Source organism: Pseudomonas sp. NLJ1, assembly GCF_049486705.1.
Classification (GTDB): domain Bacteria; phylum Pseudomonadota; class Gammaproteobacteria; order Pseudomonadales; family Pseudomonadaceae; genus Aquipseudomonas; species Aquipseudomonas inefficax.
On the sequence record NZ_CP137735.1, the window covers coordinates 5,426,143 to 5,444,671 of the forward strand.

At 63.6% G+C, this 18,529-nt stretch carries 16 protein-coding genes; 2 read left to right on the forward strand and 14 right to left on the reverse strand.

Features of this window, described 5'->3' with window-relative positions:
* Positions 1–113: 113 nt before the first annotated feature.
* Both R9B85_RS24505 and R9B85_RS24510 read right to left on the reverse strand, forming a co-directional pair.
* Positions 114–956 carry a TIGR03915 family putative DNA repair protein gene (locus R9B85_RS24505; protein ID WP_207878109.1) on the reverse strand — a complete coding sequence of 281 codons (843 nt, stop codon included), beginning with the start codon at positions 954–956 and terminating at the stop codon, positions 114–116.
* Positions 947–2,167, reverse strand: coding sequence for a putative DNA modification/repair radical SAM protein (locus R9B85_RS24510; protein WP_112253503.1), 1,221 nt, complete (start codon positions 2,165–2,167; stop codon positions 947–949). Before R9B85_RS24510 ends, R9B85_RS24505 begins: the two co-directional genes overlap by 10 nt.
* 145 nt (positions 2,168–2,312) lie before the next feature.
* Between R9B85_RS24510 and mqo the strand changes: the two genes are divergently transcribed.
* Entirely contained in the window at positions 2,313–3,890 is a 1,578-nt protein-coding gene (gene mqo, locus R9B85_RS24515) for a malate dehydrogenase (quinone) (protein WP_112253504.1), read from the forward strand.
* 155 nt (positions 3,891–4,045) lie between these two features.
* Here mqo and R9B85_RS24520 read toward each other — a convergent pair whose 3' ends face one another.
* Genes R9B85_RS24520 through R9B85_RS24545 form a run of 6 tightly spaced genes read right to left on the reverse strand, consistent with a single transcriptional unit; the run spans position 4,046 to position 9,949 of the window.
* On the reverse strand, positions 4,046–5,617 hold the full coding sequence (locus R9B85_RS24520; protein WP_423770663.1) for an ArnT family glycosyltransferase: 1,572 nt from the start codon (positions 5,615–5,617) through the stop codon (positions 4,046–4,048).
* 3 nt (positions 5,618–5,620) lie between these two features.
* Positions 5,621–5,893, reverse strand: coding sequence for a lipid-A-disaccharide synthase N-terminal domain-containing protein (locus tag R9B85_RS24525; RefSeq protein ID WP_112253505.1), 273 nt, complete (start codon positions 5,891–5,893; stop codon positions 5,621–5,623).
* On the reverse strand, positions 5,890–6,633 hold the full coding sequence (locus R9B85_RS24530; protein ID WP_207878107.1) for a glycosyltransferase family 2 protein: 744 nt from the start codon (positions 6,631–6,633) through the stop codon (positions 5,890–5,892). Before R9B85_RS24530 ends, R9B85_RS24525 begins: the two co-directional genes overlap by 4 nt.
* Positions 6,634–6,665: 32 nt before the next feature.
* Positions 6,666–7,640, reverse strand: a complete 975-nt coding sequence (locus tag R9B85_RS24535; RefSeq protein WP_112253507.1) for an NAD-dependent epimerase/dehydratase family protein — start codon at positions 7,638–7,640, stop codon at positions 6,666–6,668.
* On the reverse strand, positions 7,628–8,965 hold the full coding sequence (locus R9B85_RS24540) for a UDP-glucose dehydrogenase family protein (protein WP_112253508.1): 1,338 nt from the start codon (positions 8,963–8,965) through the stop codon (positions 7,628–7,630). The genes R9B85_RS24535 and R9B85_RS24540 overlap by 13 nt, the downstream gene beginning before the upstream one ends.
* Positions 8,966–9,013: 48 nt before the next feature.
* Complete coding sequence (locus tag R9B85_RS24545; RefSeq protein ID WP_423770664.1) at positions 9,014–9,949, reverse strand: LysR family transcriptional regulator; 936 nt, start codon at positions 9,947–9,949, stop codon at positions 9,014–9,016.
* A gap of 118 nt (positions 9,950–10,067) precedes the next feature.
* Here R9B85_RS24545 and R9B85_RS24550 point away from each other — a divergent pair, with 118 nt between their 5' ends.
* On the forward strand, positions 10,068–10,913 hold the full coding sequence (locus R9B85_RS24550; protein ID WP_423770665.1) for a type 1 glutamine amidotransferase domain-containing protein: 846 nt from the start codon (positions 10,068–10,070) through the stop codon (positions 10,911–10,913).
* A 157-nt stretch (positions 10,914–11,070) separates the two neighbouring features.
* On the opposite strand, the gene R9B85_RS24555 is transcribed toward R9B85_RS24550, so the two are convergent.
* The 6 genes from R9B85_RS24555 to yghU all read right to left on the reverse strand — a co-directional run bounded on the left by R9B85_RS24555 (position 11,071) and on the right by yghU (position 18,411).
* The gene (locus tag R9B85_RS24555) at positions 11,071–12,315 is read right to left on the reverse strand and encodes a saccharopine dehydrogenase family protein (RefSeq protein ID WP_003248123.1); all 1,245 of its coding nucleotides are present in this window, start codon (positions 12,313–12,315) and stop codon (positions 11,071–11,073) included.
* Positions 12,316–12,346: 31 nt separating this feature from the next.
* Entirely contained in the window at positions 12,347–13,444 is a 1,098-nt protein-coding gene (locus R9B85_RS24560; protein ID WP_112253510.1) for a carboxynorspermidine decarboxylase, read from the reverse strand.
* A 367-nt stretch (positions 13,445–13,811) separates the two neighbouring features.
* The gene (locus R9B85_RS24565; protein ID WP_112253511.1) at positions 13,812–14,729 is read right to left on the reverse strand and encodes a pyridoxal-phosphate dependent enzyme; all 918 of its coding nucleotides are present in this window, start codon (positions 14,727–14,729) and stop codon (positions 13,812–13,814) included.
* Positions 14,726–15,400, reverse strand: a complete 675-nt coding sequence (locus R9B85_RS24570) for a helix-turn-helix transcriptional regulator (RefSeq protein ID WP_423770666.1) — start codon at positions 15,398–15,400, stop codon at positions 14,726–14,728. The genes R9B85_RS24565 and R9B85_RS24570 overlap by 4 nt, the downstream gene beginning before the upstream one ends.
* Before the next feature lie 184 nt (positions 15,401–15,584).
* Complete coding sequence (locus tag R9B85_RS24575; RefSeq protein WP_112253513.1) at positions 15,585–17,288, reverse strand: amidase; 1,704 nt, start codon at positions 17,286–17,288, stop codon at positions 15,585–15,587.
* 283 nt (positions 17,289–17,571) lie between these two features.
* Positions 17,572–18,411, reverse strand: a complete 840-nt coding sequence (gene yghU, locus R9B85_RS24580; protein WP_423770667.1) for a glutathione-dependent disulfide-bond oxidoreductase — start codon at positions 18,409–18,411, stop codon at positions 17,572–17,574.
* Between the last annotated feature and the right edge of the window lie 118 nt (positions 18,412–18,529).

Below are 18,529 nucleotides of genomic sequence, written 5' to 3' on the forward strand. Positions count from 1 at the left end.
TGTGGGCTGCTTCGCGGGCTCGCCCGCTCCCACAGGGTAGGCGTACCGCCTGCACATTCAGTTGTCTAAACGACAGCGCAGCCCACAGGGCCTCCGCACACATTGAGAACTCACTACCGCATGGGCTTGCTGATTTGCTTGCCAGCCCGGGAGGCAACTTCCAGGGCTTGGCCGTCCCGTTGCTTGCCTTGCCGGGCCTGGCCTTCGAGCTGCGGAATCAGCATGCCCTCCGGCAAATGTCGCCAGAACCGCCCGGGCATGTGCAGGCGCAAGGCATCGGGGTTGAGGCGGGCAGGGTTGAAGGTATGGCGATAGTAGGTTCGCCATAACTCGGCGCCAGGGTCTTCGGCATTGCGGGCCCACTGGCGCCAGGGTTCGGGGCACTGGCGCTGGTAGTCGAATGCCTGGCCATCGAAGCGTATGCCGTCGTGCGCCGTGGCAATCATCCAGCGCAAACGCCCCAGGCGGTCGGCGAAATGCGCACTGGCGCTTTCCAGAATGTCATGCGCCGGCTCGTGATAAGCCACCAGGTCAAGGTGCAGCTGTTCAGCCAATACTTCGGGTAGTGGCACGAAGCGTACGAACGCATGCAGGTGGTGCGCTTCGCGATTGACCTGCTTGATCCGCCTTTGCAGCTCACTGCCCAATCGGTCACCTGCCAGCATTGCCGTGCGGTCGCCATGGGCCACCCGCCAAAGTACCTCGTACAGCAGGTTCCAGCGGTGCTCGCCACGGTAGCGGGCGGCCTGTTCCAGCTGGCTCAGCAGCGCCGCTGGCACCTTGGCGCGAAAAGGACCGGCGCCTTCCGGCAACGCGGTCGGTACGGCCAGCAAATCTGCCACCGGCCCCTGCAGCCAGGTGACCTGCGACGGGTCGATGCCATGCCCCAACAACACCCGGGCCTGGTCACGCCAGGTGGCGAACAGGCCGTCGCAGTCGAGCGCGATCATCCCCACAAGCCCATCTGCACCGGCGCCTGCGGCTCACGCAAGCGCGCCCTCAGCAGGCCGCTGCGCAGCTCGGCCTGGGCTGGGCGGTAGTCGCTGGTGACAATGAACGGGCGCGCCTTTTCCAGTACACAGCGCAACTGGATCAGGTCATCGTAGCGAACGCGCCGTTCGCGGCGCAGGGCTACCAGGCGCTGCACGCTGCGCAGGCCGATGCCGGGGATGCGTGCCAGTAGCGCCGGCTCGGCACGGTTCACATCCAATGGGAACACTTCGCGGTTGGCCAGCGCCCAGGCCAGCTTGGGGTCGATGTCCAGTGCCAGGTTGCCGCTCTGGCCCAGCAGCTCGCCGGCCTTGTAGCCATAGCCACGCAGCAGGAAGTCAGCCTGGTACAGGCGGTGTTCGCGCAGCAGCGGTGGTGCGGCCAGGGGTACGCTGCCGGGGCTGTCGGGGATGGGGCTGAAGGCGGAGTAGTACACGCGCTTGAGACCGTAGCCTTGGTACAGCGATTCGGCATTGCGCAGCAATGTGCTGTCGTCGGTGCTGTCGGCCCCGACGATCACCTGGGTGCTTTGCCCGGCCGGGGTAAAGCGCGGCGCCTTGGGCTCGTGGGCTACGGCTTGCTGGCCCTGATGGATCACGCCCATGGCCTGGCGAATGGTGTGCGCCTGTTTCTCCGGTGCCAGGCGTTTCAGGCTGGCATCGGTCGGCAGCTCGATGTTGACGCTGAGCCGATCTGCCAGGCGCCCGGCCTCCTCGATCAGCAGCGGGTCGGCATCGGGGATGGTCTTGAGGTGGATGTAGCCACGGAAGCCGTGCTCCTCGCGTAACAGCCGCGCCACGCGGATCAGCTGCTCCATGGTGTAGTCCGCCGAGCGGATGATGCCAGAGCTGAGAAACAGGCCGCTGATGCAGTTGCGCCGGTAGAAGTCCAGCGTCAACCGGACCACTTCCTCGGGGGTGAAGCGTGCGCGTGGCACGTTGCTGGAGCGGCGGTTGACGCAGTACTGGCAGTCGTAGAGGCAAAAGTTGGTCAGTAGCACCTTGAGCAGTGACACGCAGCGCCCGTCGGGGGTGTAGCTGTGACAGATGCCCATGCCATTGGTAGCGCCCAGGCCATCAGCCCCGCGCGAGTTGCGCTTGGGCGCGCCGCTGCTGGCGCAGGATGCGTCGTACTTGGCAGCATCGGCAAGGATGCCGAGTTTGGCGATGAGTTGCATGGGGCTGACCTGTAATACTGAGTATTCATACAGTATTTTGAGATGTGACGGATTGCAAGTGATTGTGCAACAGCGATGCCCGACCAAATCCGTCATCTAAGCTTGTGGCTGAACTTACGGATGGCAACGAGGCAAGGGAGAAATTATGAAGATCACCATCAAGCCGGTATTGGCACTGACCGGGCTGGCCTTGGCATTCGGCATGCTCGGTGCCCGGGCCGCGGAAACCAGGAAGGTCGATGTCATGCTGGTGGGCGGCGGCATCATGAGTTCAACCCTGGCAATCTGGCTGAATGAGCTGGAGCCGGGTTGGTCGATGGAAATGGTCGAGCGCCTGGACAAGGTCGCCGAAGAAAGCTCCAACGGCTGGAACAACGCCGGCACCGGCCACTCGGCCCTCGCCGAGCTGAACTACACCCCGGAGAAGGACGGCAAGGTCGATATCAGCAAGGCGGTGGAGATCAACGAGTCATTTCAGGTCACCCGCCAGTTCCTCGCCTGGCAGGTGAAGCAGGGCGTGCTGAAGAACCCGCATTCCTTCATCAATACCACCCCGCACATGAGCTTTGTCTGGGGCGACGACAACATTCGCTTCCTGAAGAAACGCTACGAAGCCCTGCAGGCCAGCCCGCTGTTCAAGCCCATGCAGTACTCCGAGGACCACGAGCAGATCCGCAAGTGGGTACCTTTGATGATGGAAGGCCGCGACCCCAACCAGAAACTGGCCGTGACCTGGACGCCGATCGGCACCGACGTCAACTTTGGCGAGATCACCCGGCAGTACGTGGGTTACCTGCAGACCCGGCCGAACTTCGACCTCAAGCTGTCGACCGAAGTGCAGGCCATCACCCGCAACGACGACGGTTCCTGGCATGTCGAATACAAGAACCTCAAGGACGGCAGCAACGCGGCCACCGACGCCAGGTTCCTGTTCATCGGCGCTGGTGGTGCCGCGCTGCCGCTGCTGCAGAAGTCGGGCATCGACGAGGCCAAGGACTATGCCGGTTTCCCGGTCGGTGGTTCGTTCCTGGTCACCGACAACCCGGCCATCGCCCAACGTCACATGGCCAAGGCCTACGGTATCGCCGCCACCGGCGCGCCACCGATGTCGGTACCGCACCTGGACACCCGCGTGCTCGATGGCAAGCGCATGATCCTGTTCGGGCCGTTCGCCACCTTCTCGACCAAGTTCCTCAAGCAGGGCTCGCTGCTTGACCTGTTCGCCAGCGCCAGTGTGCACAATGCCTGGCCCATGGTAAGGGTCGGGGTGCGCGAATTCGACCTGGTGCAGTACCTGATCGGCCAGGTGCTGCAATCTGACGATGACCGTTTCGAAGCATTGCGCACCTACTTCCCCGAGGCGAAGAAGGAAGACTGGCGGCTGTGGCAGGCGGGCCAGCGGGTGCAGATCATCAAGAAGGACGAAGCATTGGGGGGTGTACTCAAGCTTGGCACTGAAGTGGTGACGTCCAGGGATGGCAGCATTGCCGGATTGCTGGGGGCTTCCCCTGGCGCCTCGACCGCGCCGCCGATCATGCTCGATGTGCTGGGCAAGGTGTTCAAGGACAAGATGGCATCCCCACAGTGGCAGGCGAAGATCAGGCAGATAATCCCGTCCCATGGCATTCGCCTCAACGACCACCCGGACCAGGTGCAGAAGGAGTGGGCATACACCAACGAGGTGTTGCAACTGAATCCTCCTGAGAGTGCCGTTACGCCTTAGGCAGGAGCAAGATTTGCTCCAATGCTGAAAGTTGGCGCGGTCTCCTGTAGGAGCGGCCTTGTGTCGCGATGGGGCGCGAAGCGGCCCCAGGTTTTCAGCTTCGCAGCAGAGATTGCCGGGGCCGCTGCGCGGCCCATCGTGACACAAGGCCGCTTCTACAAGGGCCAGTGCTGGTTTGAAGAGATATCCAGGACAGTTGCTCCCAAAGGGATAGCGCCCACCCAGGCGAAGTGGTAGGCATGGCTGGGGGCGGTGGCCTGGCACTGGCCGTTATCGGCATCGGCACCAACCACATACCATTCGGCGCGCGAGGTCTCGCCCAGCCTGCGTGCCTTGTCTGCACTGAAGCAGCGGCCCAGTTCCGAAGCCGGGACCAGGGCGAAGGCCGCAGGGTTGTGGCGCAGCCAGTAGACGGCCGCATCCGCCCTGGACTGGCCGGTGAAACCGAAGTGCACGATGGGTTGTCGGGCAAACAACCAATGCCCCTCGCGCCAGTTGACCAGCACCAACTCGGCGCCGCCGGTGGCCCGTGCGGCTTCAGTCATCAATGTCTCATGCGGGTTGCGGCCTTCCTTCAGCGGCTCGACGAAGCCGCGCGCAAACCACAGCGCGAACCATGCCAGGGCCACGGCAGTGAACGCCTTGCGCCAGGCCGGCCGGCCCCCTAGCCAGCGCTTGAGCAGCCACGGTAGCAGTGGCGCGATGGCCAGCACCAGGCCCGGCAGCGCCGGGAAGATGTACAGTTTGCGCTTGCCGCTGCTCAGGCTGAAAAACAACAGTACCAGCGCCACCCAGCCGAGCAGCAGCAGGACGCGCCCGTCGTGTTTTTGCAGCTGTCGGCGCCAGGCGGGTACCAGCCAGGGCAGGGCCAGCACCAGTGGCAGCCAGTATTTGGGGATGACCTTGACGAAGAAGTACCAGAACGGCTCGCGATGGTCCCAGGCATTGGCATAGCGGCTGGCGGTCTGGCGCAGCAGGATTTCCTTCAGGTAGGCCAGCTCCGCCGCGCCACCGCCATGAGCGATGGATACCAGCAGTGGCAGCAGCCACACCGCGCAACCGGCCAGCAGCCACGCCAGCCCCAGGCTCCAGCGCCAACCCTGGCCGGGCATGGCCACCACCCTGTGCCAGTGGTGGCGCACCGCCCAGGCATAGGGCAACAGAAGCAGCGCCGGGATAAAGCCCACGCCCTTGCTGATGATACCCAGGCCCATGGCCGCGCAGGCCAGGTAGAACCAGCCCCAGGCCGGCCCGAGCAGCAAGTGGCGCAGCATGCCGTAGAAACCGAGCGCCACCCACAGGCACAGGAAGCTGTCGATCTGCCCGGTGCGCAAGATGCTGTAGCTCTGGTATGTAGCCAGGAACAGCAAGGCGGCGATCACACCGATGCGCCGGGTCCACAGGCGCCGCCCCAGGTCATGCAGCACCCAGGTGATGGTCGCCGCCGACAGCAGCCCTGGCAGGTACAGGGCAACCTTGGGCGAGCCGGTGAGGTGGCTGAACAGGGCCACGGTCCACATGAACAGCGGCGGCTTGTCGCCGTAGATTTCCCCCGCCCGGTGCGGGATGAACCAGTTGCCGCCCTGCAGCATTTCCAGGGCGACGCCGAGAAAGCGTTCTTCGTCCACATTCATCGGCTGGCGCCAGCCGATACCCGCGCCCACCAGCAGCACGGCGAGGGCAACCAGGGCCAGGCGTTCGGCCCCGAGCGTGCTGAACCTTGGCAAGGGCTATTCCTTCTGTTCCTGGTGTCGGGCGATCAGTTGCAGATTGCGCAGGTAGACCAGCAAGCCGAAGCCCTGGCCAATGATGAACACCGGGTCCTGGCGATAGATGGCATAGGTCAGCAGCAGCGCGCTGCCGAGCATGCTCAGGTACCAGAACCCCACCGGGATCACGCTGCGGCGCTTGAACTCGCTGTACAGCCACTGCAACACGAAACGCCCGGTAAATACGGCCTGGCCGGCGAAGCCGATGACCAGCCACAGGGTTTCGCGGGTCATCCTTCGAGCTCCTGGGGGCGCGTGTCCAGGCGGGTGCGCCGGATCAGCCACCAGACCCCGAACAAGTCGAGGATGCCGACCAGGGCGCGGTCCAGGTTGCCGTACTTGGACACCCCAGCCCGACGTGGGCGGTGGTTGACCGGGTGTATCAGCATGCGGCCGTTGTGGCGCAGGATCAGCGCCGGGATGAAGCGGTGCATGTGGTCGAAGTAGGGCAGGCGCAGGAAGGCCGCGCGCTCGATCAGTTTCAGCCCGCAGCCGGTGTCTGGCGTGGCGTCCTTGAGCAAGCGGCTGCGCAGGCCGTTGGCAAGCCGCGAGGCCCAGCGTTTGCTGGCGCTGTCGCGGCGGTTGACCCGGTGCCCGGCCACCAGCTTGACGCCACCGGCCAGGTCCTGGTTGGCGCGTACCAAGGTCAGCATGCCGGGGATGTCCGCCGGGTCATTCTGACCGTCGCCGTCCAGGGTTGCCAGCCAGCGCCCGCGGGCAGCCTGGGCGGCATGCCACAGCGAAGTGCTCTGGCCCAGCGACTGCTGGTGACGGAGGATGCGCAGTTGCGTGTAGCCCTGGTTTTTCAGTTGCAGCAGTACGCTAAGGGTGCGGTCGCTACTGCCGTCATCGACCACCAGTACTTCAAAGTCTTCAGCCGCCAGTGCGGTGCGTATTTCCATCAGCAGTGATGGCAGATTGTCGACCTCGTTCCTGGCGGGAATGAGCACCGAGAGGTCAAGTGGATCTGTCATGAGGCTACCTGTGCTTATTGTGATTGCGCGGCTCAAACCCGGTAGAAATCCCGGTACCAGCCAACGAAGGCGTTGACGCCGTGTTCCAGCGACGTGCCCGGGGAGTAGTCGATCCAGCGCGCCAGCGAGCCGGCGTCGGCCCAGGTTTCCAGCACGTCACCCGCTTGCAGCGGCAGGTAGTCGCGTCGGGCCTTGATGCCCAAGGCACGCTCCAGGCATTCGACGAAGTGCAGCAGCCGTACCGGTTGGCCACGGCCGATGTTGAACAGCTGGCAGGGCGGCTGTCCCTCGGCCGGCAGTGGCGGCTTCAGGCGCAGGCGCACAATGCTCTCGACGATGTCGTCGATGTAGGTGAAGTCGCGCCCCATCATGCCGTTGTTGTAGACCTCGACAGGTCGGCCCTCGATCATCGCGCGAGTGAACTTGAACGGCGCCATGTCGGGGCGGCCCCAGGGGCCGTACACGGTGAAAAAGCGCAGGCCGGTGGTTGGCAGCTGGTACAGGTGTGCGTAGCTGTGCGCCATCAGTTCATTGGCGCGCTTGCTGGCGGCATACAGCGACAGCGGTTGCTCGGCCGGGTCGTCGACGCTGAACGGCAGCTTGGCGTTGGCGCCGTATACTGAACTGCTGGAGGCATAGATCAGGTGGCGGGGCGGCTGCTGGCGGCAGGCCTCGAGGATGTTGAGAAAGCCGACCAGGTTGGCCTGGCCATAGGCGCCGGGGTTGTCCAGCGAATAGCGTACCCCGGCCTGCGCTGCCAGGTGGATCACATCACTGAACGCCTGGCCGGCGAACAGTTGTTGCAGTTCGTTCGGGTGGGCGATATCGAGGGTGTGGAAGCGGAAATTGGCAAAGCCGAACAGTTGCTGCAGGCGCGCCAGTTTCAGCTGGACGCTGTAATAGGTATTGAGGTTATCAATGCCAACCACCTCTATGCCTGCTTCGCACAGGCGCCGTGCAACGTGGTAGCCGATGAAACCCGCCACGCCGGTAATCAATACGGGCATGCTGGCTGCACCTGGCCACGGCCGATGCCGTAATAAGTCAGGCCGGCGGCGGCCATGTGCTCGGGTTCGAACAGGTTGCGCCCGTCGAACACCACCCGGTCGGCCAGCTGTTGCGGCACCTTGTCCAGGTTGAGCACGCGGTAGTCCTGCCATTCGGTGACGATCACCAGGGCATCGGCGCCGTGCAGTGCGTCGTCCTTGCACGGCACCAGTTGCAGGTCGGTGCGCGGGCCGTAATGCCGCTGGATTTCTTCCATGGCCTGCGGGTCATGGGCCTGCACCCGCGCGCCGGCGGCCCACAGCGCTTCCAGCAGGACCCGGCTGGAGGCCTCGCGGATGTCATTGGTATTGGGCTTGAACGACAAGCCCCACAAGGCGAAGACCTTGCCCCGCAGGCCACGTGGGTAGTGGCGCTGGATCTTGTTGAACAGCCGGCCCTTTTGCTGCTCGTTGACCGATTCCACCGCACGCAGCAACTGCGGTTCGAAGCCTTCGGCCTCGGCGCTGCGGCGCAGGGCTTGCAGGTCCTTGGGGAAGCATGAGCCGCCAAAGCCGCAGCCGGCATAGATGAAGTCGTAGCCTATGCGCGGGTCCGAGCCGATGCCGCGGCGCACCATTTCGATGTCGGCGCCCAGGTGCTCGGCCAGGTTGGCGATTTCGTTGATGAACGAAATCTTGGTCGCCAGCATGCAGTTGGCCGCATATTTGGTCAGTTCGGCGCTGCGCGCATCCATGACCATGAGCTTTTCGCGGTTGCGGCTGAACGGCAGGTACAGCTCGCGCAGCAGTTCTACCTCGGCGGGTTCCGCGCCACCGATGATGATGCGCTCCGGGCGCATGCAGTCATCGACAGCCGAGCCTTCCTTGAGGAACTCGGGGTTGCTGACGACATGGAAGCGGCTGGTATCGGCCACGGCCTGGGCGATGCGCGCCTTGATGCGGTGCACCGTGCCGACCGGCGCGGTGGATTTGTTGACGATCAGCTTGGGGCCGTCGGCATGTTCGAGGATGCTGTCGACCACGGCGAACACGTGCTTCAGGTCGGCGCTGCCATCGGCCTGTGGCGGGGTGCCGACGGCGATGAACTGCAACCTGGCGTAGTTGGCCGCTTCGCTGGCGTCGGTGGTGAAGCGCAGGCGACCGCAGGCCAGGTTCTTCTCCAGCATCGGCGCCAGGCCGGGCTCGAAGATTGGGCAATGGCCTGCATTGAGGCTGGCGACCCGCTCGGCGTCGACATCCATGCATAACACCGAATGCCCCACCTGGGCCAGGCATACTGCCTGGGTGAGGCCGACATAGCCGGTACCGAAAACCGTGACCTTCATTCGACAGCTCCTTGGCGAGAAAGCTGTAAAAAAATGTCACATCGTTGTTTAGATATTGTTACTTGCGCAGGCCGCAGCCTCTTGTGCGACGTTCCACAGCTGCTGGCGGAACCAGCGCCGCAAGGGGTCGGCGTGGGTGCGTTCATGCCAGATCTGCATCACCTCGATTGCGGGCAGTGTCAGCGGCAGCGGGTACATGAGCAGGTCGTCATCACGCTCGGTGGCTTCGATGGCCAGCGAGCTCAGGCATGTGAGCAGCAGGTCGGTACCGCGCAGCAGGCGCGTGGGGGCTACAAAGCTGGACAGGCCAGCCACGACCCGTCGTTGCTTGCCCTGGCTGCGCAAGGCGCGGTCGACCAGGCCATCGAGGTCGCCGGTGAGGGTGGTGAGCAGGTGGTCGCTGGCGAGGAAGGTATCCAGGTCCAGGCCGTTTTCCAGGCCTGGATGGCTGCGCGAGGCCAGCACTACCAAGTGTTCGCTGAGCAGGCGTTGTTGGTGGAAGGTTTCCGGCAGGTCGGTGTAGAACCCGGCAACGGCCAGGTCACAGGTGCCTTTCTCCAGTTCTTCACGAGGTAGTTGGCCGCGAGTGTTGTGGGTGACCAGCGTCAGGTTCGGTGCCTGGCTGCGCAGGATCGGCAGCAGCCTGGGCAACAGGGTCTGCTCCATGAAATCGGTGCTGTACAGGTGCAGGCGGGCAGGGCGGGCGAGGAAGTCCTGCCCTTCGCAGCGCTCATAGAAACCTTCCAGGCCCTCTACCAGGCGTTCTACCTCGGGCGCCAGTTCGTGGGCACGTGGTGTCGGGGTCAGGCCCCTGGGCGCGCGGACGAACAGCGGGTCGCCAAACTGATGGCGCAGCTTGTTGAGTTTGTGGCTGAGGGCAGGCTGGCTCAGCGCCATGCGCTGGGCTGCAAGGGTAGCGTTGCGTTCCTGATACAGCACATGGAACAGGTACAGCAGGTTGAGGTCCTTGCTGGTGATATTCATTTTCTGGATCACAGGCATGAGAGCTTTCGAATTATCGAATCATAGCCTTGCCATTAGCATGAACGCATCCCGCCAACATGAGCGGACAGCTCTATTTGCCTGATCAGGAGAATGTTTCATGACCAAGATATCCCGGCTTGCCCTGGCTGTTGCCGGCACCCTGCTTGCAGCCGGCGCCCATGCCGCACCCAGGGGTGAAGTGCTGGTGTTGCTGTCCAGCGAAAGCCAGTTGCCGCTGCAGGACGGCAAGCGCTACGCCACCGGCTACTACCTCAACGAGTTCGGCGTGCCTGCCGACCAGTTGCTCAAGGCTGGCTACAAGCTGGTGCTGGTTACCCCAAAGGGTAATGCGCCGAGCGTCGACCAGCGGTCGATCGACCCGCGCTACTTTGCCGGCGATGCGGTGGAGATGCGCCGGATCGAGAAGGTCGTGCAAGGCCTGCCGGGTATTGACGATACCCTGTCGGTGAAAGAGGTACTGGCAGGTGACCTGGGCCGTTATGCCGGGCTTTTCATCCCCGGCGGCCATGCGCCGTTGATCGACCTGGCCAACAACCCGGACGTGGGCGCCTTGCTGCGGCATTTCCATCAGGCCGGCAAGCCCACAGCCGCCATCTGCCATGGCCCCATCGCCTTGCTCTCGGCCCAGCAGGACCCGGCGAGCTACCAGTCGGCGCTGGCGCGTGGTGAAAAGCCGGCAGCCAATGACTGGCTGTACAAGGGTTACAAGATGACCATCTTCTCCGACCCGGAGGAGCAGGTGTTCGAAGGTTCGCTCAAGGACCAGCGGCTGTTGTTCTACCCGGCCAACGCCATGGCAATGGCAGGGGGCGACATGGGCTATGCCAAGGCCTGGCAACCCAATGTGGTGGTGGACCGTGAGCTGATTACCGGGCAGAACCCGTTCTCGGACAAGGCCCTGGCCAAAGCGCTGCTGGACAAATTGGCCGGGCAGGGTGGCTGAAGCCTGCACCGGCCTCTTCGCGGGTGAACCCGCTCCCACAGGGACATCACAATACTCAAGACCTGTGAAATGCTTGTGGGAGCGGGTTTACCCGCGAAGAGGCCAGGCCTGCAAAAACAGAAAGGGCGCCATATCGGCGCCCTCTCTGTGTTGCTGCTTAGGCTTCAGCGTCCCATGGACGATCGCCTTTTTCATCCTTGACGCGGGTCGGCAGGCCCATCACGTCCAGCGCCTTGAGGAACGGCTCGGCTGGCAGCTCCTCGACGTTGACCATGCGCTTGGCATCCCACTCGCCACGGGCGACCAGCAGGGCGGCAGCCACTGGCGGTACACCGGCGGTGTAGGAAATGCCCTGGCTGTCGGTCTCGGCGTAGGCTTCTTCGTGGTCGGCCACGTTGTAGATGAATACTTCGCGCGGCTGGCCATCCTTGGTGCCTTTGACCAAATCACCGATGCAGGTCTTGCCGGTGTAGCCCGGGGCCAGCGAGGCTGGGTCCGGCAGCACGGCCTTGACCACTTTCAGCGGTACTACTTCCAGGCCTTCGGCGGTTTTCACCGGCTGCTCGGAGAGCAGGCCCAGGTTCTTCAGCACGGTGAACACGTTGATGTAGTGCTCGCCGAAGCTCATCCAGAAACGCACGTTCGGCACGTTGAGGTTCTTCGAAATCGAGTGAACTTCATCGTGGCCGGTCAGGTACAGGTTCTGCGAACCTACAACCGGCAGGTCGTCGGTACGCTTGACCTCGAACATGGTGTTGCTGGTCCACTGGCTGTTCTGCCAGCTCCACACTTGCCCGGTGAATTCACGGAAGTTGATTTCCGGGTCGAAGTTGGTGGCGAAGTACTTGCCATGCGAACCGGCATTGACGTCGAGGATGTCGATCGAGTCAATGCTGTCGAAATACTGTTGCTGCGCCAGCTTGGCGTAGCTGTTCACCACACCCGGGTCGAAACCGACGCCGAGAATGGCGGTAATGTTCTTTGCCTGGCACTCTTCGAGGTGTTTCCACTCGTAGTTGCCGTACCACGGCGGGGTCTCGCAGATCTTGCCCGGCTCTTCGTGGATGGCGGTGTCCAGATAGGCGACACCGGTATCGATGCAGGCACGCAGCACCGACATGTTGAGGAAGGCGGAACCAACGTTGATCACGATCTGCGATTCGGTTTCGCGGATCAGCGCCTTGGTTGCCTCGACATCGAGGGCATTGAGCGAGAAGGCCTGGATGTCGGCGGGTACCTTGAGGCTACCCTTGGCCTTGACGCTGTCGATGATGGCCTGGCATTTGGAGATGTTCCGTGACGCGATAGCGATACGACCCAGTTCGTCGTTATGCTGCGCGCACTTGTGGGCCACCACCTTGGCGACACCTCCTGCACCAATGATAAGAACGTTCTTCTTCAATTTATCCCTTGCTCCTTACTGAAAGCCGGTCTTACGACAGGCTGGAAACGTAGTCTTCGAAACCGAACTCGCGCACCACTTCGACGCTGCCGTCGAGTTGCTTGACCACGATGGATGGCATTTTCAGACCGTTGAACCAGTTTTTCTTGACCATGGTGTAACCCGCCGCGTCGACGAACGACAGGCGATCACCGATGGCCAACGGACGATCGAATTGGTATTCGCCGAAGATGTCACCGGCCAGGCACGACTTGCCGCAGACCATGTAGGTGTGCGCGCCATCATTGGGGGCCATCTTGGCGTTGAGGCGGTAGATCAGCAGGTCGAGCATGTGCGCTTCGATCGAGCTGTCGACCACGGCCAGGTGCTTGCCGTTGTACAGGGTATCGAGCACGGTCACTTCCAGCGAGGCGCTGTTGGTGATGGCCGCTTCGCCCGGCTCCAGGTACACCTGCACGCCGTACTTTTCCGAGAAGGCTTTCAGGCGCGCGCAGAAGGCGTCCAGCGCGTAGTCTTCACCAGTGAAGTGGATGCCGCCACCGAGGCTGACCCACTCCACCTTGTGCAGCAGGTGACCGAAGCGTTCTTCGATGTGCGTGAGCATCTTGTCGAACAGGCCGAAGTCGCCGTTCTCGCAGTTGTTGTGGAACATGAAGCCGGAGATCTGCTCGATCACCTGTTCGACCTTGACCGGGTCCCATTCGCCCAGGCGGCTGAACGGGCGGGCGGGGTCTGCCAGCAGGTAGTCGGAGCTGCTGACCTGCGGGTTGACGCGCAGGCCACGGACCTTGCCTTCGGACTGTTCGGCAAAGCGCTGCAGCTGGCCGATCGAGTTGAAGATGATCTTGTCGCAGTTCTCGAGCATTTCCTCGACCTCGTCGTCGGCCCAGGCCACGCTGTAGGCGTGGGTTTCGCCGGCGAATTTCTGGCGGCCGAGCTTGAGCTCGTACAGCGACGAAGAGGTGGTGCCGTCCATGTACTGTTGCATCAGGTCGAAGACCGACCAGGTGGCAAAGCACTTGAGGGCGAGCAGCGCCTTGGCACCGGAGTGTTCGCGCACATAGGCGATCTTCTCCATGTTGCCCAGCAGCTTGGTTTTATCGATGAGGTAGTACGGCGTCTTGATCATTTAGAGGCCCCCGGCCAGGCCGGCCAAAAAAAGGACACGCATTGTGCCTTCACTTGCCGCAGACCGAAAGGGTGGGTTACGCATTTCGTCGTGGTTGACGCCGTTGCGAGGTGATTTTTCCGGTTGCGGCGGGCTCAGTAGAACAGCGGCATGTGACTATCGTAATCAGCAGCCGGGTGCCGCAAGGGGAATCCGATGAACAACGTTCTGTGCAGGATGGCACGGGCTACGCCCGTGTTCGCGGGTGAACCCGCTCCCACAGGGACTGCGTTCTCTTCGAACCTTGCGCAGTCCTGTGGGTACTTCAATCTGTACAGTTCATTCTGTGGGAGCGGGTTTACCCGCGAAGAGGCCGGTACAGGCAACCTCAATCAACCTGCTGCAACCACGCCTGGATCTGCTCCAGCGTGGCGGTAGCCCCGCCACAAACCACCACCAGCACATTCTGGTACTGCGCCAGGGCGCCCGGTGCATAGGCCAACGCCAAGGCTGCACCACAAGCTGGCTCCACCAGCACGCGGTGGTCCAGCAGGAATCGCTCGCACGCGTCCAGCGCTGCGCGGTCACTGACCAGGTGGCTGTGCACCGGGTGCTGCTGCACGCACGCCAGCGCCTGATCAGCCACACGCTTGGCCCCCAGCGAAGTCGCCACCGAGGCAATACGTTCCAGCTCCACCGAATGCCCCGCCTGCATTGCAGCATGCAGCGATGCGGCGCCTTCGGTTTCCACCGCCAGCACCGGCACATCGCCCCAGCCGTTGCGCTGTAGCCCCTCGACCACGCCACTGAGCAAACCGCCGCCGCCTACCGACAACACCATGGCATCCGGTTTCACGCCGGCCTCGGCGACTTCATCCACAAGGCTGGCATGCCCGGCCCACAACAGCGGGTCGTCGAAGGGGTGGATGAAGGCGTCATCCGGGCCGACCAAGGTCTGTGCCAGGGCGTTGGCCTCCTGCCAGGAGCTGCCATGCACCACCACCTTGGCGCCCTCCAGGCGCAGCAGTTCCTTGGCCCGCTCAGTGGTGGTCTCGGGTACTACCACAGTCACCGGCACGCCCAGCTTGCGCCCGGCATAGGCCACTGCCAGGCCCGCGTTGCCGCCCGAAGAAGACACGAAATGCCGCGCGCCACGGGCATGGTGCACCTCGCAGGCATGGCCCACGCCGCGCAGCTTGAACGAGCCGCAGGGCTGCAGTGCATCGAGCTTGAGCCAGACGTTGCTGCCCGCGGCCAGCGACAGCGGACGGGATTCGATCAGGGGGGTATGGATATGCAAGGTCATTGGCTGGCTCCGCGCAGTTGCTCGAGGTAGTTGTAAACGGTGTAGCGGGTCACACCAAGGGCGCTGGCGGCCTTCTCCACGCCGCCCTTGACGATGAACAGACCGCGCTCCTGCATCATTCGCACGGCCTCGACCTTGGCCTGCTTGTTCATCCGCCCCTGGCCGCTGCGCTGCAGGGACTCCTGGATGATCTCGCTCATCAGCAGCTCCATGTCGGCGGGCTCACTGACGGCAGGCGTGGCCCCCAGCGGCTGAAGCTGCTGGAGAAAATTCATGGCGGCATCCAGGCCGGTGACGTCGGTGTTGACGCAAAGGCTGGCGAACGGGTGACCGCTGCGGTCGCGGAAGATCGCCGTGGCGCTGCGCAGCGTGCGGCCCTTGAGCGTCGTTGGGTAATCGGGCAGCACCACCGGCTCACAGCCGTGCTGGTCGGTCGAGGCCTGCATGAGTGCCTTGAAACCCTGGTCCTGTTCCGGGGCGGCGAGGATCGGGCTACCGACGCTGCGGCCGGAAAGGTGGCCGTTGACGATCGCCACCACGGAGTGTTCCGGGTGGTCGAGGTCGTGCAGGAGGATCTCCATGTTGCGCGCGGCAACACTGCCCAGGGCCTGGATGGCGGCCTTGAGGACGGTGAGGGTTAGCTGGCGTTCTTCGCTGGGGGTGATAGGCATGACAGATCACCAAATCAACATTTTGTGTATTTTTACACATAAAGTTGAATTAGGCGATTTGCTTTTTCAGGCCCATTCGCGGGTAAACCCGCTCCCACAGGACCCGCACGGTATTCAATACCTGTGGTGAACCTGTGGGAGCGGGTTTACCCGCGAATGGGCCGCAAAGCGGCCCCTTTAACCCTCAGCCCAGAGGCGGGGTACGCGGCGGGATCATCCGGCGCGACCCGGTCGCCTCGAAGGCTGCACCAAAGCTCAGCAGCGCATTGTCACTGTAAGCCCGGCCAGCAAAGGTCAGCCCCACCGGCATGCCGATATCGGCCATCACGCCCATCGGCACTGTCACGGTCGGCACGCCCAGGTGACGGATCGCCAGGTTGCCGTTGGCCACCCAGATGCCGTTGCTCCACGCGATGTCCGCGGATGCCGGGTTGACGTCGGCATCCGCCGGGCCCACGTCGGCCACGGTGGGGAACAGCACCGCGTCCAGGCCCAGGTTGTCCATCCAGTCTTCCAGGTCGATCTTGCGGGTCTTCTCCAGGCCGCGCAGGCCGTCGGGCAGGGTCTCGATCTGGTCCCAGGTCTTCAGGCCACGCTTGGCCATATTGACGTACTCGTCCATGCCGGCGGCCAGGTCGTCTTCACGGTTGGGCAGGGTGCCCGGGTCGTGGGGGAAGATCTGCGGCCCGTCGACGTCGGCCAGGCGGTTGAGTTTGGGGTCATCGTTGGCGCGCAGGAAGTCGTCGAAAGCCCAGCCCGACAGCTCCCACAGCTCGTCATGCAGGAACTCCTTGCTGACGATGCCGCGGTTGTACACGGTCGGTGCGCCCGGGCGGTCGCCCTCGCAGTTGGAAACCAGCGGGAAGTCCACTTCCAGCACTTCGGCACCAGCCGCCTCCAGTGCCTGGCGGGCCTGCTGCCACAGGTCGATGACCGTGGCGCGGGTGTTGATGCGCTGGCCAGTCGGGCCGCCGATGCCTGGCTTCTCGGAGGTACCGGCTTCGGCATCGGCATTTATGTACATGCGTGGCACGCCAAAGCGCTTGCCCTTGAGCGCGCTGGCATCCACGGCCAGGTCCAGGTACGAAGCCGGGCGCACCGTCGAGGCCGCCGGGATTGGCACCCAGGGTTGCAGGCGCCACAGGTCGCCGCGCTTGTCGGCGTCGTCGGCTACGACCACGTCGAGGATTTCCAGCAGGTCGGCCATGGTGCGGGCATAGGGAACCACCACGTCCATGGTCGGTGTCAGCGGCCAGTTGCCTCGCACCGAAATCACCCCACGCGAGGGGGTATAGGCGCACAGGCCATTGTTGGACGCCGGGCCACGGCCGCTGGACCAGGTTTCTTCGGCCAGGCCGAAGGCACTGAAACTGGCGGCGGTGGCGGTGCCAGCACCGTTGGACGAGCCCGAGGCGAACGGTGCGGTCAGGTAGTCGGCGTTGTAAGGGCTCTCGGCGCGGCCATACACGCCGCGTTGCATGCCTCCGTTGGCCATGGGCGGCATGTTGGTCTTGCCCAGGCACACGGCGCCGGCGGCGCGCAGGCGTTCGATGGTGAAGGCGTCGCGCTGGGCCACCAGGTCCTTGAAGGCCGGGCTGCCGGAGGCAGCGGTCAGGCCTTTGACCAGATAGCTGTCCTTGGCGGTGTAGGGGATGCCGTCCAGCGGGCTCAGGACCTGGCCTTTGGCACGACGGGCGTCGGAGGCTGCGGCCTCCTTCAGCGCTTCGGGGTTGCGTACCACCACGGCGTTCAGGGCAGTGGCGGTGTCGGCGCCATCGTAGGCATCGATGCGCGCCAGGTAGGCCTGGACCAGCTCGACCGCCGTCGTGCGGCCCGACTCGAGCGCGTCGCGCAGCTCGGCAATGGAAACCTCGGTTACCTCGATCATGCGTTCACCAAAAAATGTGCAGGTGGGGGCTAATGCGAGGAGTGTACAAGAAGGGCTTGGCGGGCGCAGGTTTGCGCGGGGGCAAATGGTTTTTTGCAGGCGGGCATTGTCGGGGCCTCGCGAGCACTACGCGGACTCTTGTAGGAGCGGCCTTGTGTCGCGAAAGGGGTGCGAAGCGCCCCCAGGATCTCCGCATTACTGCAAAATCGCCGGGGCCGCGCTGCGGCCCTTTCGCGACACAAGGCCGCTCCTACAAGAGTCCGCGTAGTGCTGCGATTGCGGATCAGTCCAGGTCTGCCGCTGCATGCCGCTCGGGCACCTGGCTGGCTTCATCACCCCAGGTCCGGTTCACCCGTGTGCCACGCTGCACTGCCGGGCGCAAGGCAATCTCCTCGGCCCAGCGCTGCACATGCGGGTACTCGTCCACCGCCAGGAACTCCGCCGCGCCATACAGGTTGCCGCGCACCAGCTGGCCATACCATGGCCACACGGCAATGTCGGCGATGCTGTATTCCTCGCCGCCGAGGTAGCGGCTTTCGGCCAGGCGCCGGTCGAGCACATCCAGCTGGCGCTTGGCTTCCATGGTGAAGCGGTTGATCGCGTACTCGAACTTCTCCGGCGCATACACATAGAAGTGGCCAAAGCCGCCGCCCAGGTAGGGCGCCGCGCCCATTTGCCAGAATAGCCAGTTCAGGCTTTCGATGCGTGCAGCTGGCGCTTTCGGTAGCAAGGCACCGAACTTTTCCGCCAGGTACAGCAGGATCGAACCCGACTCGAACACCCGCACCGGTGGTTCGACGCTGCGGTCGAGCAGGGCGGGGATCTTGGAGTTGGGGTTTACCTGGACAAAGCCGCTGGAGAATTGCTCGCCCTCGCCGATGCGGATCAACCAGGCATCATATTCGGCACCCGGGTGGCCCAGGGCGAGCAGCTCTTCGAGGGCGATGGTGACCTTGACGCCATTGGGCGTTGCCAGGGAGTACAGCTGCAGCGGGTGCCTGCCCTGCGGCAGGTCCTTGTCGTGAGTCGGGCCGGCAATCGGGCGGTTGATGCTGGCGAACTGGCCACCGGACGCTGCGTCGTTGCGCCAGACCTTAGGTGGCACGTAGGCGGATTTGCTCATGCATGAATCTCCTTCAATGGCGCGAAACGGTCACCTAGAAACGTGGACCTGCATCTATGCCACGGGTTCGACGAGAAGCGCAAATGCATAGGGCGCCGGCGTGAAGTGCATGACTCCG

Coding starts and splice junctions, on each gene's coding strand:
- R9B85_RS24565 (WP_112253511.1), bottom strand. CDS start 14,729: ATGACCTTGCATATCCATACCCCCCTGATCGAATCCCGTCCGCTGTCG.
- R9B85_RS24510 (WP_112253503.1), bottom strand. CDS start 2,167: ATGCAACTCATCGCCAAACTCGGCATCCTTGCCGATGCTGCCAAGTAC.
- R9B85_RS24570 (WP_423770666.1), bottom strand. CDS start 15,400: ATGCCTATCACCCCCAGCGAAGAACGCCAGCTAACCCTCACCGTCCTC.
- R9B85_RS24535 (WP_112253507.1), bottom strand. CDS start 7,640: ATGCCCGTATTGATTACCGGCGTGGCGGGTTTCATCGGCTACCACGTT.
- R9B85_RS24575 (WP_112253513.1), bottom strand. CDS start 17,288: ATGATCGAGGTAACCGAGGTTTCCATTGCCGAGCTGCGCGACGCGCTC.
- R9B85_RS24550 (WP_423770665.1), top strand. CDS start 10,068: ATGACCAAGATATCCCGGCTTGCCCTGGCTGTTGCCGGCACCCTGCTT.
- R9B85_RS24560 (WP_112253510.1), bottom strand. CDS start 13,444: ATGATCAAGACGCCGTACTACCTCATCGATAAAACCAAGCTGCTGGGC.
- R9B85_RS24525 (WP_112253505.1), bottom strand. CDS start 5,893: ATGACCCGCGAAACCCTGTGGCTGGTCATCGGCTTCGCCGGCCAGGCC.
- mqo (WP_112253504.1), top strand. CDS start 2,313: ATGAAGATCACCATCAAGCCGGTATTGGCACTGACCGGGCTGGCCTTG.
- R9B85_RS24540 (WP_112253508.1), bottom strand. CDS start 8,965: ATGAAGGTCACGGTTTTCGGTACCGGCTATGTCGGCCTCACCCAGGCA.
- R9B85_RS24530 (WP_207878107.1), bottom strand. CDS start 6,633: ATGACAGATCCACTTGACCTCTCGGTGCTCATTCCCGCCAGGAACGAG.
- R9B85_RS24545 (WP_423770664.1), bottom strand. CDS start 9,949: ATGAATATCACCAGCAAGGACCTCAACCTGCTGTACCTGTTCCATGTG.
- yghU (WP_423770667.1), bottom strand. CDS start 18,411: ATGAGCAAATCCGCCTACGTGCCACCTAAGGTCTGGCGCAACGACGCA.